The sequence below is a fragment of the Dietzia sp. UBA5065 genome (assembly GCA_002415925.1).
In the GTDB taxonomy this organism is placed as follows: domain Bacteria; phylum Actinomycetota; class Actinomycetes; order Mycobacteriales; family Mycobacteriaceae; genus Dietzia.
The window spans coordinates 35,631-49,455 of the sequence record DIAZ01000014.1 but is presented as its reverse complement, the minus strand read 5'-3'; the positions used below and the strand labels follow the sequence as shown (position 1 = coordinate 49,455).

Sequence of the window (13,825 nt, the reverse complement as noted above, 5' to 3'; positions counted from 1 at the left end):
GTCGTGCTCGAGGAACGGGATCATGGCGGTGGCCACGGAGACCATCTGGCGCGGCGAGACGTCCATGTAGTCGACGTCCGTACCCTCGACCACCTCGACGTCGCCGTGCTTCTTGCGCACGAGGACCCGGTCCTCGACGAAGCGACCGTCGGCGTCGATCTCCGAGTTGGCCTGCGCCACGACGTGGCGGTCCTCCTCGTCGGCGGTGAGGTAGTCCACCTGATCGGTGACGACCCCGTCGACGACCCGGCGGTACGGGGTCTCGATGAAGCCGAACGGGTTGACCCGGGCATACACCGAGAGCGAGCCGATGAGGCCGATGTTCGGCCCCTCGGGGGTCTCGATCGGGCACATGCGGCCATAGTGCGAGGCGTGGACGTCGCGGACCTCGAGGCCGGCGCGCTCACGCGACAGGCCACCGGGGCCGAGCGCGGACAGGCGTCGCTTGTGGGTCAGACCCGACAGCGGGTTGTTCTGGTCCATGAACTGCGACATCTGGGAGGTTCCGAAGAACTCCTTGAGCGCGGCGGTGATGGGCCGGATGTTGATGAGCGACTGCGGGGTGATCGCCTCGGAGTCCTGCGTGGTCATGCGCTCGCGGACGACGCGCTCCATGCGCGACAGGCCCACGCGGACCTGGTTCTGGATGAGCTCGCCGACCGTGCGCAGACGGCGGTTGCCGAAGTGGTCGATGTCGTCGACGTCGACCGGGACCTCGCGCCCGCCGGAGACCTGCATCGAGGACTCGCCCGCGTGGAGACGCACGAGGTACTCGATGGTCGCGGCGATGTCCTCGCGCGTGAGCGTGGTGGTGACGTCGCCCTCGGGGTCGGGCAGACCGAGCTTGCGGTTGACCTTGTAGCGGCCGACGCGGGCTAGGTCGTAGCGCTTCTCCTTGAAGAACAGGTTCTCCAGCAGCGCCTCCGCGGACTCCTTGGTCGGCGGCTCGCCGGGACGCAGCTTGCGGTAGATCTCCAGCAGCGCCTGATCCGTGTCCTCGACGGTGTCCTTCTCGAGGGTGGACATCATGATCTCGGAGAAGCCGTAGCGCTCCTTGATCTCGGTGGTGGTCCAGCCGAGCGCCTTGAGCAGCACGGTCACGGACTGCCGACGCTTACGGTCGATCCGCACGCCCACCGTGTCGCGCTTGTCCACGTCGAACTCCAGCCACGCACCGCGCGACGGGATGACCTTGACGGAGTGGACGTCCCGCTCCGTGGACTTGTCGCGGTTCCGGTCGAAGTACACGCCCGGCGACCGGACGAGCTGCGAGACCACGACACGCTCGGTGCCGTTGATGATGAACGTTCCCTTGTCCGTCATCATCGGGAAGTCACCCATGAAGACGGTCTGCGACTTGATCTCGCCCGTCTCGGTGTTCTCGAACTCCGCGGTGACGAACAGGGGCGCCTCGTAGGTGCGGTCCTTCTCGCGGCAGTCCTCCATCGAGGCCTTCACCTCTTCGAAGTACGGCTCCGAGAACGACAGGGACATGGAGCCGGAGAAGTCCTCGATCGGGGAGATCTCCCGGAGGATCGACTCGAGGCCTCCCTCGAGGTTGGTGACGCCGCGTGACGCGGCCCTCTTCTGCCACTCCTCCGACCCGATGAACCACTCGAACGACTCCGTCTGGAGGTCGAGCAGTCCCGGGACCGGCAACGGCTCCGAGAGCTTCGCGAACGAAACCCTCCGGGGCGCACCGGGAACGGTGGAGACTGACGTGGTCTGGCGGGAGACTGCCAAGATGGGTCCTTCCAGCACCTCACGTGATCACCACGGGCGGTGATCACAGATGTATCTGCGAGCGGTCCGCCGACGGGTATCCACCCCGGTCCGACCGCACGCGGGGGCTCGGGGATCGCCCGGAGAACCGGGGACGAGCCGCCACGGACGGACGGGAGGGCAAATAGCAGCCAGCGCAACGACCTAATCTAGTCGATGGCGGCGCGGAAGTCCAGCCGTCAACGGGGCGACCCGGAGGCTGTTCATGCGATCGGGTGCGGCGTCCGTCTCTGCGCTGGTTGCCCTCGTGGCTCTCGCCTCATCGGCCCCCGGTCGGGACATCGCACCCCGGGCGGACTCACGTCGCCCGATGCCCCTAAAGGGTGACTGCTCAACGCGCTTTCGTCAAGGATCTCGGCCGGTCCGGCCCGGGATCGCGCCGCCGGGGCCGCGCGTCAGGAGGGCAGGTCGGGGATGCGGGAGAGCTTCCACACCCCGTCGACCCTGTCGAGACCGACCAGGTAGGTGCCGCTGGTGCTGCCGGCCGCGACGCCGTCCCGGGTCATCGACACGTCCTGCACGAGCAGCACTTCCGCCTTGTCCCCCTCGAGGTACGCCAGCCCCGACTCGCGCACCTGCGCGTCGACGGTCGTCGCCGACTGCTCGTAGCTGTCCCGCAACGCCGGCCAGTTCTTGTCCAGCTCCGCCACGAGGTTCGGGGTGAGGAACTCCCCGAGCGAGTCGTGGTACTGGTCCAGCGTCTCGTGATCGATCGCCACGAGGCGCTGCACGTTGGTGCTCGCGGCCGTGAGCACCGCCTCGGTCGCCGCCTGGTCGACGAACGCCTGGTTGGCCGGCTCCGCTCCATCGGACAGTGCCAGGTAGATCAGGCCACCGGCCCCGCCGACGCCGGCGACCAGGCCGACGGCGAGCGCGCCGATGGTCAGTGGCCGTGCGAGCGAACGACGACGACGACGAGCCCCGTCCCCCTCGTCGACGCTCTCCGTGGCGTGGTCGCGCACCTCGTCGTCGTCGCCCTCCTCCGACTCCCACGGTCCCGCCTCGGGCCGGGTCGAGCCGGCGTGGCCGGCCAGGCGCCGGCGCGCCGGCGGGCCGGCGGGCTTCTGCGTCCTCTTGATGGGTGGCATCAGTAGATCCCGTCCTCTCTCATCGGCCGGCGGGCGTGGTGGGGGCGGGCGCCGCGGTCGAGCCCTGCTCGCCCTGGTCCGCCCCCGGCACCTCGAGGTTCTGGACCGACCGGCTCGAGCTCCCCACCGGCACCGTCACGCCCACCTGGTTGACCGCGTCGGCCTTCCACGCTCCGTCGACCCGGGTGAGGTCCACGCGCATCGCCTGCCGACCGGTGATGTCGTCCTGGCCCTCCCGCTCCGAGTGGGCGGTGAACACCACGAGCACCGCGGCGTCCCCGGCGTCCCGGTCCAGCGACTCGACCGCGGTGTGCGACACGGTGGCGGTGGTGACGGCCTTCTGCTCCACGACCCGCGTGCGGACGTCGCCCGCCCACTGCTCCTGCTCGACGAGGAAGTCCCCGGTGGAGGCGTCGGCGAGCTGCTGCAGCGACTGGTCCACGTTGCGGTGGTCGAAGCTGAACGCGTTGATGATCACCTGGGTCGCGACGTCGGAGACCGCCTCGCGTTCCGAGGCGACCTCCTGGGCCGCCCGCGCCTCGGAGTACCGCCACCCGAACACGCCCAGCGTCGCCAGCCCGGCGGCCAGCACGATCACCGAGACGATCGCCAGCCACCTCGGCACGGCCGCGCCGCCCCCGTCGTTCTCCTGCGAGCTCATGGCGGCGACGCTACCGGAACCGCCGCGCACCGGATCCTCGCCCGGTCCCGCCGTCACCGCGGGATCAGCCCCTGCAGGGCCGCGAGCTGCTCGGCGGCCACGGACAGGTTCAGCCGGTCCGGGTCGATCTTGGGCTTGGTGTCCCAGGGCTGCGGGACACCCGGGTAGGCGTACTCCACGCGCTCGGCACCGCGCACGGCGGTGGGGCTGCCCAGGGGCACCGTGCACCGGGCCTCGTAGTTGGGCGGGAAGTTCTGCTCCTGCGGATCGAAGCCCGGATCCTGCGCCTTCATCTCGTCGATGATCCGCTGGGTGCCCTCGTAGCCCTGCGTGCAGGGGGTGGGGTTGTCGTTCTCCAGGACCAGGCCGAAGTGGAGCGTCCCGTCGCCCGGCGCGGTCGACAGGCCTCCGGCCGCCAGGGCCGGGAGCAGCTGCAGCAGCACCTTGAACGACGGCGCGAGCGGGTCCACGGTCTTCATGGTGGCCGACAGGTTCCCCACCGCCCGGGTGAGGGGGGCGCCGGAGTTCTCCACCAGGTACCGGGCCTCGTCGGCGAACTCGGGGCCGGTGGTGATGAGGCGCTCGAGGTCGGAATCCGAGTCCCGCAGCGCCTCGGTGACCGTGCGCAGGTCACGGGAGAAGCTGACGATCTCGCCGGACTGGTCGGCCTGGGTGTCGAGCACGGTCGCGCCGTCCCGGATGAGGGCCTGCAGCTGCGGCATCGTGCGGATCCCGGAGTCGGAGATGCGGACGAGCGAGTCCGACAGCCGCTGGAGCTGGGGCCCCCGGCCCTCGAACGCCGCGCCCAGCTCGTCGACCGTCACCTCGAGGTCGTCGAGCGGCACCGACCGGGCCAGCGCGTCGACCGAGGACAGCAGGTCCTCGACGCGCACCGGAAGCGCCTCGCGACCCGCGGTCACCACGTCCCCGTCCGACAGGTACGGCTCGGAGAGGCTGTTCGGCCGCAGGTCCACGAACTGCTCGCCGATGGCGGAACGGTTGGCGACCACCGCCACGGTGTCCGCGGGGATGTCCGGGGCGCTGGAGTCCATGTCGAGCTCGACCCGCACGCCGTCGTCGGTCAGGGAGAGCTCGCCCACGCGGCCGACCGGCGTGCCGCGGTAGTTGACGGCCGCGTTGGTGAAGACACCGCCGGTGTCGGGCAGGTCCAGGTACACCTTGTACTGGCCTATCCCCAACAGCGAGGGCAGGCGCACGTAGTTGGCCCCGACGTAGCTGATCCCCAGCGCCGCTATCACGCAGAAGACGATGAGCTGTGTCCTGAGAGTCTTGCTCATCGGTATCCGGGCTCCCCTGGTTCGGGCAGGTACGTCTCGGAGAACTCCGACGTACCCGGCGCGGGTCTGGGCACCACGGCCCTGTCCATGATCGGCGGGACCGGCAGCAGCGGCAGCACGATGGTGGTCCGCCTGTCCGGCCCGTTCCCGTCCACCCAGGGATTGCCCGGGTCGATGTTGTACGGGCCACTCGTGGTGTTGGGCCTCAGCGAGACCGGATTCCCCTGGTTGGCCCCGAGGTTACGGAGCGTCTCGGAGATGGACGCGTCGAGTGACATGAACACGTTCGCCGACCCCCCCACCGTCGAGGAGATCGACGCGTCGGGGAACGGGAACGTGGGGATGAACCCGGTGAGGTCGATCAGTTCAGGGGTGGACTCGCTGAGATACCGGAGCACCGGGCGCAGCGCACGCAGGTCGGCGATGAGGTCCTCCCTGCTGCTGAGCAGGATGTCGGACCCCACCTGGCCCAGCGCGTCCACCCGGCGCAGCATCTCCACCAGCTGGGGGCGCTGCTCCTCGAGCACCGCCACCCCGGCGGGCAGCTCGTCGAGCGCGGCCTGGATCTGCTCGCGCTGGTCGTTCGCGCGGGACGACATGAGATTGACGCCCTCGAGCGCGGCGGTGATGCTGTCGCGTTGTCGGTTGAGGCCGGAGATGAGCTCGTCCGCCGACCGCAGGGTCTCGGTCAACCCCTCCTCGCGCCCGTCCGTCACCGCTCGCAGCTCGGCGACGATCGGCTGGATCTGATCCACGCCGCCGCCGTTGAGGAGCAGCGAGAGCGCGCCGAGCACCTGCTCGATGTCGGTCGTGGTCCGCGTGTTGGCCGTCTGGATCACGTCGCCGTCGGACAGCCTGCCGGCGGGCGGTTCGTCCTCCGGCGGGGTGAGCTGGACGAACTTCTCACCGAGCAGGTTGGTCTGCTGGATCGACGCCTCCACGTTCGCCGGGAGGTCGAGGTCGTCCCGCAGGACGACCTCGACCTGCGCGGTCCACCCGTCGTCGGCCAACGAGATCCCGGAGACGCGTCCTGCGTCGAGCCCGTTGACCTTGACCGTGGACTGCAGGACCAGGTCCAGCACGTCGTCGAACCGGATGGACACGTTCATGGGGTCCTCCCCCACCTCCGCGCCGCCCGGCAGCGTGTAGTCCTCCAGGTTCATGGAGCACCCGGCGGCGAGGGCGGCCACCACGGCGGAGGCACCCAGGGCCCGCGCGGCCAGGCCGGCCGCGGCGATCGTCGGGCGGCTCATCCCCGTCCCCCTTCCGACGCCGGCGTCATGGGCCACCCGTAGTTGCCCGGCACCGTCCCGGGGACCGGGATGGACTGCTCCATCTCGCCGGACAGGATGCCGAGAGGCAGGTCGGGGTTGGCGGCGCGGAGTTCCGCGTTGCGCTGCGGCGCGAGCGCCTCACAGGTCTGGATGTCGGCGCGACGGAGATCGTCAAGTCCCTGGAAGAGGTCGTTGCCCGGGTTGAGACGGCCCAGCTTCATGATCTGGCACAGGATTCCCGCCGGGTTCTTGGTCTCGGGGATGTTCAGGCGCATGGACAGGGTCCCCGACTCCGGGTCGTAGGCGTTGATGAGGTTGAACAGCGCGACCGGGGCCGCCTTGAGGATCTCCTCGAGGTCGTCCCGCTGGTCGGCGGTGATCTGGCTCAGGGTCACCAGGCGGTCCGCGTTGCTGCGGATCACGTCCTGGTTGTCGCGGATCAGCCGGGCCACGTCGGCCAGCGCGTAGCTGAGCTCGCCCAGCGCGCCCTGCAGGTCCTCCCGCTGCCCGGCCACCGTCTGGTTGAAGGACGCCATCTGGGTGTTGAACTCCCGCACCTGGGCGTCGTTCTGCGCGAGCATGGTGACGAACGACTGGAGGTTGATCACCGTCTCACTGATGTCCTGGCTCGAGTCGGCGAGGATCGTGGCGGCGGTGGACAGCTCGTCGATCGACCGCCCCAGCGCCGCCCCGTTCCCGCCGAGGGTGTCGGCGGAGGCCGTGACGAACCTGTCCAGCGCGCCGTCCTTGTTGGCGCCGTCGGGCCCCAGGGCCTCGGTGAGGTCCCGGACCGACGAGTACAGCGTGTCCACCTCGACCGGCGTGGCGGTGCGGTCGAGCGGGATGTGCGCGCCGGACTCCATGGTGGGACCGCCGGAGTAGGCGGGCACGATCTGGATGGTCCGGTCCGGGATGACCGACGGCGTCACCTGGACCGCCTTGGCGTCCGCCGGGATCTCCACGCCTCGACGGACGTGGAGCCTGACCTCGACCGTGTCTCCCATCGGGGTCACCTCGTCGACCGATCCCACCGTCACGCCGAGGATCCGGACGTCGGTCCCGGCGGAGATGCCGACGGCGGAGGGGAAGGTCGCGGTGATGGTGGTCCGACCCATCCGGGTGGCGGCGAGGTAGGTGACGGCGACGACCGCCACGACGACGACGAGGAGCAGCGCGACCAGCCAGTACGGCAGCTTCTTGTGCATCAGTTGATCCCACTCTGACGGGCCGGCGCGCGGGCGCCGGGGTAGAACGGAGGCTCGGGCACGCCCGGCGGGATGAGGTTGGTCACCACGGAGTCGAACCACCGGCCGGTGCCCAGCATGTTGGCGTACAGCCGGTAGAACGGCGCGAGGTTGTGGATGGACTTCTTCAGCTCCTCCTGGTGGTCGGTGAGGACCTCCAGCGCGGAGTCCAGGCTGTCGAGCGTCGGCCCGAACTCCGCCTCGTTGTCCGCGACGAACCTGCGGAGCTCGACCGACAGTCCGCGGGTGGAGGCCAGCACCAGCTTGAGCGTCTCCGAGCGGTCGTTGAGCTCGCCCAGGAGTTGCCCGGTGCCGATGATCAGGCGCCGGAAGTCGTCGTTGCGGTCGGCGAGGATCCCGGAGCTGGTGCGGGTGGCCTCGAGCAGTTCGCGGAGCTCGGCGTCCCTGCTCGACAGCGTCCGCGACAACCTGGCCACGCCGTCGACCGCGCCGCGGAACTCCTCGGGCGAGGCCTGCATCGCGTCGGTGAGGGTGTCCAGGCTCTCCGCCAGCTTCTGGTCGTCGATCCGGTCGAGCGTCTCGGCCGCCGAGGAGAACGCGGTGACCACGTCGTAGGGCGCCACGGTGCGATCGAGCGGGATCGGCTCCGAGCGGTCCAGCTCACCGGTCCCCGCGGGGATCAGGGCCAGGTACTTCTGGCCCAGGACGGTCTTGACCTGGATGCTCGCCCGGGTGTCGTCACCGAGCCACGCGTCCTTGGCACGGAAGCCCACGACGACCTTGTCCCCGTCGAGCTCGACGTCGGTGACGACCCCGACCTTCACGCCGGCGATACGGACCTCGTTGCCGTCGGTCAGTCCGGCCGCCTCGGAGAAGAGGGCGGAGTACCTGGGCCCGGCTCCCACGAACGGGAGCGAGTCCAGCATGAAGGATCCCGCCGTGAGCGCGAGGATCACCAGGACGCCGATCGCCCCGATCGTCGCGTTGCCGACCCTGGGCTCCCCCGGCTTGCTCTTGCTCATGGGATTCCCCCTGCGTGGCACCGGGGCGCCACGTTCGTATACACCGGGTGGTTGACCACCGGGCCGCCTGTCGGCAGAAGGTTGGGCACGTTGTTGCCCGGTCCGATCGCCACGTCGGCACCGCAGAGATAGAACTGGAACCACGACCCGAACGAGCCCATGCGGATGAGGTTGTCGGACTTGATCGGCAGGTTGGTGAGGACCTCGTGGAGGGTGTCCCGGTTGGCGCTGACGTCGTCCGTCACCAGCTTGAGGTGGTCCAGCGACTCGGTGACGCTCGGACGGGTGGCCGCGACCACGTTCTCGGCCGACGACGTGAGGTCGGCGATCGAGTCCAGGGACTCACCGATCGCGTCGCGATCGGCCGCCAGACCCTCCACCAGCTGCCGGGTGGTCACCACGAGCTGCTGGAACTGGACGTCCCGCTCGTTGATCGTCTGGAGGACCCGCGTGAGGTTGTCGATGACCTCCCCGATCACCTGGTCGCGATCGGCCAGGTGGTTGGTGAGTTGCGAGGTCTGCTGCACGAGGCTCGTCACGGTTCCGCCCTCGCCCTGGAGCACCCGGACGAGCGAGTCCGCGAGCGCGTTGACGTCCTCGGGCTGCAGCGTGGTGAACAGCGGCCGGAAGCCGTTGAACAACGCCGTGAGGTCCACCGCGGGGGAGGTCTTCTCGATCGGGATGGTCGAGCCCTCGGGCAGGGCGGCCTGGACGGGGCCCGGTTCGCGGGAGATGTTCATGTAGCGCTGGCCGATCATGTTCCGGAATCTCAGCGCGAGGTGGACGTTGGCCGGCAGGGTGCGGTCGCCCGACATGGTGAAGTGCACCATCGCCTGATCCCGGTCGTGGATCTCGTACCCGGTCACGTGTCCCACCACGACCCCGGCGATGCGGACGTCGTCGCCCTCCTCGAGCATCGTCACGTCGGAGAAGACCGCCGAGTACTCGGTTCCCTCCTCCCGCGTGCCGCCGCGGATGGTGGTGGCGAGGATCGTGCTGAGAAGCGCCGTGACCACCACGAACACGCCGAGCTTGACGAACGATCCCAGGACCCCGCCCCGGAAGAGCGCCTTGAGTTTGGTGCTCATCGGAAGCTCACCTGCGCCCCGCGCAGAGCCGGGGCCCCGATCCCACCGATCCACGCGGGGATGTCCACGGCGTCACGGCCGGTCGCCACCCCGTACACGGTGCGCACCGTGTCGGTCTCGAGCGGCGAACCCGCATAGGCCATCGCCATCACCTCTCCACCCCGCCCGGCCGTCACGGTCGAGGGGAAGGGCAGGTTGGGCTGCTGCGGAACCGCACGCCTAGGCGCGGCGGGGACCGAACCCCGGGTCCGCAGGGCGGGAACGGGTCCGTCCTCGTCGAGGGGGTTGGGCAGCGTCGGGACGTACTGCGGGCCGGGGTTGCGGGTGGGGGGCTGGTAGGAGCCGTCGGCGATCGCCCCACCGGGCGCCCCACCGAAGATCCCCGGCTCCGGGACCGGCTCGTAGCAGCGCGGTCCCCGGGTGTCGAAGAAGCGCGGCTCGTCCTGGTTGGGGACGTACCGACCCCTCGGGTTGATCACCTCGATGGTGACGCGGATGCCGGGGTGGGGGGTGCCCACCCCGAGGATCGCGTCGGAGCGGTCCAGGGCGATCATGAACTGATCGACCGTGCACGGCAGCGCGGGCGAGTACTCGGCGAGGTACTCGAGCGACCGGCGGGAGTCGGCGGCCAACGCGATGAGGTCCGCGCGATTCGCGGCGAGGAACCCCGTGACGACCTCCGCCGAGGAACTGATCCGCTGCAGACCGTCGGCGATGTCGGTGCGCCTGGTGATCACCGTGTCTCCCGTGGTCCGCAGCGCGTCGAGCGCGTTGATGAGGTCCGGCAGCGCCTCCGCGTAGGTCTGGGAGAACGTCGCCAGGTCCTCCAGCCCCGACTCCAGGGCGGGCATCTCCTGGGTGATGCCGTCGAAGACCTGTCCGATGTCCACCAGGCTCGCCCCGATCTCGTCGCCGCGACCGGCAAGCGCCTGGTTCAGGGCGCCGAGGGTGCCGGCGAGCTTCTCCGGCGGGACCGCCTCGAGGACCGGGAGCAGTCCGTCCAGGACCCGCCCCAGTTCCACCGCGTTGCCGCGGGTGTCCTGCTCGATGGTGGCGCCGGGCTCGATCGTGCCCACGGGCTGCTCGGGGAAACCGAGATCGACGTACCGCTCGCCGAACAGCGTCTTGGGGAGCAGTCGCCCGCTGACGTTGGCGGGGAGCTGGTCCACGAAGGCCGGGTCGAACTCCATGTTCACCCGCACCTTGTCCCCCTCGGGTTCCACCCCGGAGACGCGGCCGACCAGGACGCCGCGCGCCTTGACGTCGGCGTCGTTGGGAAGGGCGTACGCCATGTCGTCGGTGTACATGGTGACGGTGTCCGACGCGGTGAACGCCCGGTTGTAGATGGCGATGGTGGTGCCCACGAAGACCAGGACGATCACGATGAACAACGCGGACAGCAGGCGCTTGGCGGTGGTCGACAGCTCGCTCATCCCGCCACCCGCACCGTCGTGGTGGTACCCCAGAGCGCGAGTCCGACGAAGAAGTTGAGGATGGCCACCACGACGATCGTCGTGCGGACCGCGCGCCCCACGGCCACCCCGACGCCCGCCGGGCCGCCGGTCGCGGTGAAGCCGTAGTAGCAGTGGATCATGACCAGGACAAAGGCGAAGATGATCACCTTGACGAAGGAGTAGATCACGTCTTCCGGGGGCAGGAAGAGGTGGAAATAGTGGTCGAACGACCCGGTCGACTGGCCCTGCAACAGGGTGTTGACGCCGCGTGTCGCCAGGTACGAGGACAGTAGTCCCACCACGTACAGCGGGATCACGGCGATGAAGCCGGCGATGATCCGCGTGGTGACGAGGTAGGGCACGCTGGGGATGGCCATCACCTCGAGCGCGTCGATCTCCTCGGAGATCCGCATGGCGCCGAGCTGGGCGGTGAAGCCGCAGCCGACGGTCGCCGACAGCGCCAGGGCGGCCACGACCGGCGCCACCTCACGGGTGTTGACGTAGGCGGAGAGGAAGCCGGTGAGGACGGAGCTACCGATCTGGTCCAGCGCGGCGTAGCCCTGGAGCCCCACCACGACGCCCGTGAACCCGCTCATCATGACGATGACGCCGATGGTCCCGCCGAGGACCGCCAGCACGCCGACGCCGAAGGTCACCTCGGCGATCAGGCGCAGCACCTCGTGCCGGTAGTGGACGAGCGTCTGCGGAATCCAGCGGATCGCCCTCAGGTGGAACGCGAGCTGGTCCCCCAGGGAGTCGAACGACTGGATCGGACCGCGGACCAGGGCCCGGAGCTTGGCCCTGGTGGGGCCGACGTCGGTGTGGATCGCCATCTACGACCCCTTCGGCGGAACGATCTGCAGGTACATCGCCGTGAGGATGAGATTGGCGAAGAACAGCAGGAGGAATGTGAGGACCACGCCGAGGTTGACGGCGTCGCCGACACCCTTCGGGCCACCCTTGGGATTCATGCCGCAATACGAGGAGACGACCCCGGCGATGAGGCCAAAGACGAGGGCCTTGACCGAGGACATGATGAAGTCCGGCAACTGCGCGAGGGCACCGAAGGACATGAGGTACGCACCCGGGGTGCCCCCCTGCAGCATGATGTTGAAGACGTAGCCGCCGGAGATGCCGACGATCGAGACGAGACCGTTGAGCAGCACCGCGACGAGCATCATGCCGAGCACGCGGGGAACCACGAGCCTCTGGACCGGGTCGATCCCGAGGACCCGCATGGCGTCGAGTTCCTCGCGGATCGAGCGGGCGCCCAGGTCGGCCGCCACGGCGGAGCCGGCGGCCCCGGCGATGAGCAGCGAGGTGACCAGCGGTGCGCCCTGCTGGACCACGGCGAGGACACCGGTGGCCCCGGTGTAGGCCTCCGCCCCGAGCTGCTGGACGAGCGAGCCCGTCTGCATCGCCACGACCGCACCGAACGGGATCGCCACCAGCGCCGACGGCAGGATCGTCACCGAGGCGATGAACCACGACTGGCTGATGAACTCCCGGAACTGGAACGGTCGCTGGAAGATGCCGCGCAGCACCTCGAGGAAGAGGCGGAACACCTTCCCGGCCTCGCCGACGGCATCACGGACACCCCCGCCGACGTCGGCGGGTGACACGCCAGACCTTCTCGCGGGTTGCTGAGTCGCACCCTCCGCCATCCAATCCCCCGACCTCTCCCGCGTCTTCAGTTCTCGTCGGAACCGTAGTGGGCGTCCACGCCGGTCGTCGCGGCGCCGTCTCCGGGGCCCGTGGCGGTGGTCGCGGCGGAGCCACCGACCGGTGCGGCCGCGGGGACCTTCCCGTTGCCGTGACCGCGCGCCGCCCACTCGGCCCGGATCGCCTCCTGCGCGCCCTCGGGAAGGGTGTCGAGCATCTCCGCCACGCGCTTCTCGCGACGCAGCTCACCCTTCCGCTCGGGGCCGCCGGGCGTCGGCTGCATCTGCGACGGGACACCCGTGACCTCGTCCTCGCCCGGGGAGCCGTCGTTGTGGCCGGCGTCGGCCTGGGCCTGCTCCTCGCGCATCTGCGCGTCGTCCTTCTCCTCGGACATGCCGATCGGGCCCAGCTTGGAACCGCGGAGGAACTGCCGGACCGACGGCTCATCGCTGGTGAGCAGGACCTCGCGAGGGCCGAACATGACGAGCTTCTTGCGGTAGAGCATGCCCAGGTTGTCCGGGACGGTGCGGGCGAGGTTGATGTTGTGCGTCACGATGAGGATGGTCGCGTCGATCTGCGCGTTGATGTCGATGAGGAGCTGCGCGAGGTAGGTGGTGCGGACCGGGTCGAGTCCGGAGTCCGGCTCGTCGACCAGGATGATCTCGGGATCCAGCACGAGGGCGCGGGCCAGCCCGGCGCGCTTGCGCATCCCGCCGGAGATCTCGCCGGGGAGCTTGCCCTCCGCGCCGGTGAGCCCGGTGAGCTCGAGCTTCTCCATCACGATGTCGCGGATCTCGGACTCCGACTTGCGGGTGTGCTCGCGCAGCGGGAACGCCACGTTGTCGTAGAGGTCCATGGAACCGAAGAGCGCGCCGTCCTGGAACAGGACGCCGAACAGCTTGCGGATCTCGTAGAGCTCCTTGGCGGTGCACTGGAGGATGTCCGTGCCGTCGATGATGATCTTCCCGCGCTCCGGGCGCAACAGCCCGATGAGCGATTTGAGGAACACGGACTTACCGGTACCCGACGGCCCCAGGAGCGCGCTGACCTCGCCCTCGGGGAGGGTGAACGTGACGTCCTCCCAGATCTTCTGCGATCCGAACGACTTGGTCAGACCCTCGACGGAAACCTCGACACCCACGTCACCACTCCTCACGGCAGCCATCGTCTGTGGCCACGGTCACTGTAGACTACCGTTCGGTACGGGTGGTTCGTTACATGCCGATAATTTGTGGACCTAAGGATCCCTCACTGGGGTTGGCGTCCAAGGGAAATGCCGCCAGGGGCGGTC

Annotated in this window: 11 protein-coding genes and 1 pseudogene; all 12 read right to left on the bottom strand. The window is 69.4% G+C overall.

What is annotated here, in order from left to right; genetic code table 11:
• Positions 1-1,761 (bottom strand): annotated as a pseudogene (locus B4M60_RS01430) (DNA-directed RNA polymerase subunit beta); the annotation flags it as partial.
• A 416-nt stretch (positions 1,762-2,177) separates the two neighbouring features.
• Positions 2,178-2,870, bottom strand: coding sequence for a hypothetical protein (locus B4M60_RS01425; protein WP_291079579.1), 693 nt, complete (start codon positions 2,868-2,870; stop codon positions 2,178-2,180).
• 19 nt (positions 2,871-2,889) lie between these two features.
• On the bottom strand, positions 2,890-3,531 hold the full coding sequence (locus B4M60_RS01420; protein ID WP_291079577.1) for a hypothetical protein: 642 nt from the start codon (positions 3,529-3,531) through the stop codon (positions 2,890-2,892).
• A 53-nt stretch (positions 3,532-3,584) separates the two neighbouring features.
• Complete coding sequence (locus B4M60_RS01415; protein ID WP_291079575.1) at positions 3,585-4,829, bottom strand: MCE family protein; 1,245 nt, start codon at positions 4,827-4,829, stop codon at positions 3,585-3,587.
• Positions 4,826-6,082 (bottom strand): MCE family protein, encoded by a 1,257-nt coding sequence (locus B4M60_RS01410; protein WP_291079573.1) that lies wholly within the window; start codon positions 6,080-6,082, stop codon positions 4,826-4,828. Before B4M60_RS01410 ends, B4M60_RS01415 begins: the two co-directional genes overlap by 4 nt.
• Positions 6,079-7,308 (bottom strand): MCE family protein, encoded by a 1,230-nt coding sequence (locus B4M60_RS01405; RefSeq protein ID WP_291079571.1) that lies wholly within the window; start codon positions 7,306-7,308, stop codon positions 6,079-6,081. Before B4M60_RS01405 ends, B4M60_RS01410 begins: the two co-directional genes overlap by 4 nt.
• On the bottom strand, positions 7,308-8,330 hold the full coding sequence (locus B4M60_RS01400; RefSeq protein WP_291079569.1) for an MCE family protein: 1,023 nt from the start codon (positions 8,328-8,330) through the stop codon (positions 7,308-7,310). Before B4M60_RS01400 ends, B4M60_RS01405 begins: the two co-directional genes overlap by 1 nt.
• On the bottom strand, positions 8,327-9,418 hold the full coding sequence (locus B4M60_RS01395; RefSeq protein ID WP_291079568.1) for an MCE family protein: 1,092 nt from the start codon (positions 9,416-9,418) through the stop codon (positions 8,327-8,329). The genes B4M60_RS01400 and B4M60_RS01395 overlap by 4 nt, the downstream gene beginning before the upstream one ends.
• The gene (locus B4M60_RS01390; RefSeq protein ID WP_291079567.1) at positions 9,415-10,851 is read right to left on the bottom strand and encodes an MCE family protein; all 1,437 of its coding nucleotides are present in this window, start codon (positions 10,849-10,851) and stop codon (positions 9,415-9,417) included. The genes B4M60_RS01395 and B4M60_RS01390 overlap by 4 nt, the downstream gene beginning before the upstream one ends.
• Positions 10,848-11,705: an MlaE family ABC transporter permease gene (locus tag B4M60_RS01385; RefSeq protein WP_291079566.1), complete on the bottom strand. Its 858-nt coding sequence runs from the start codon at positions 11,703-11,705 to the stop codon at positions 10,848-10,850. The genes B4M60_RS01390 and B4M60_RS01385 overlap by 4 nt, the downstream gene beginning before the upstream one ends.
• Positions 11,706-12,536 carry an MlaE family ABC transporter permease gene (locus B4M60_RS01380; RefSeq protein WP_291079565.1) on the bottom strand — a complete coding sequence of 277 codons (831 nt, stop codon included), beginning with the start codon at positions 12,534-12,536 and terminating at the stop codon, positions 11,706-11,708.
• A 26-nt stretch (positions 12,537-12,562) separates the two neighbouring features.
• Entirely contained in the window at positions 12,563-13,675 is a 1,113-nt protein-coding gene (locus B4M60_RS01375; RefSeq protein WP_291079564.1) for an ABC transporter ATP-binding protein, read from the bottom strand.
• Positions 13,676-13,825: the final 150 nt, after the last annotated feature.

Bases quoted from the DNA above. Each gene is read 5' to 3' on its own strand.
- B4M60_RS01425 (WP_291079579.1), bottom strand. From the start codon at position 2,870: ATGCCACCCATCAAGAGGACGCAGAAGCCCGCCGGCCCGCCGGCGCGC.
- B4M60_RS01420 (WP_291079577.1), bottom strand. From the start codon at position 3,531: ATGAGCTCGCAGGAGAACGACGGGGGCGGCGCGGCCGTGCCGAGGTGG.
- B4M60_RS01415 (WP_291079575.1), bottom strand. From the start codon at position 4,829: ATGAGCAAGACTCTCAGGACACAGCTCATCGTCTTCTGCGTGATAGCG.
- B4M60_RS01410 (WP_291079573.1), bottom strand. From the start codon at position 6,082: ATGAGCCGCCCGACGATCGCCGCGGCCGGCCTGGCCGCGCGGGCCCTG.
- B4M60_RS01405 (WP_291079571.1), bottom strand. From the start codon at position 7,308: ATGCACAAGAAGCTGCCGTACTGGCTGGTCGCGCTGCTCCTCGTCGTC.
- B4M60_RS01400 (WP_291079569.1), bottom strand. From the start codon at position 8,330: ATGAGCAAGAGCAAGCCGGGGGAGCCCAGGGTCGGCAACGCGACGATC.
- B4M60_RS01395 (WP_291079568.1), bottom strand. From the start codon at position 9,418: ATGAGCACCAAACTCAAGGCGCTCTTCCGGGGCGGGGTCCTGGGATCG.
- B4M60_RS01390 (WP_291079567.1), bottom strand. From the start codon at position 10,851: ATGAGCGAGCTGTCGACCACCGCCAAGCGCCTGCTGTCCGCGTTGTTC.
- B4M60_RS01385 (WP_291079566.1), bottom strand. From the start codon at position 11,705: ATGGCGATCCACACCGACGTCGGCCCCACCAGGGCCAAGCTCCGGGCC.
- B4M60_RS01380 (WP_291079565.1), bottom strand. From the start codon at position 12,536: ATGGCGGAGGGTGCGACTCAGCAACCCGCGAGAAGGTCTGGCGTGTCA.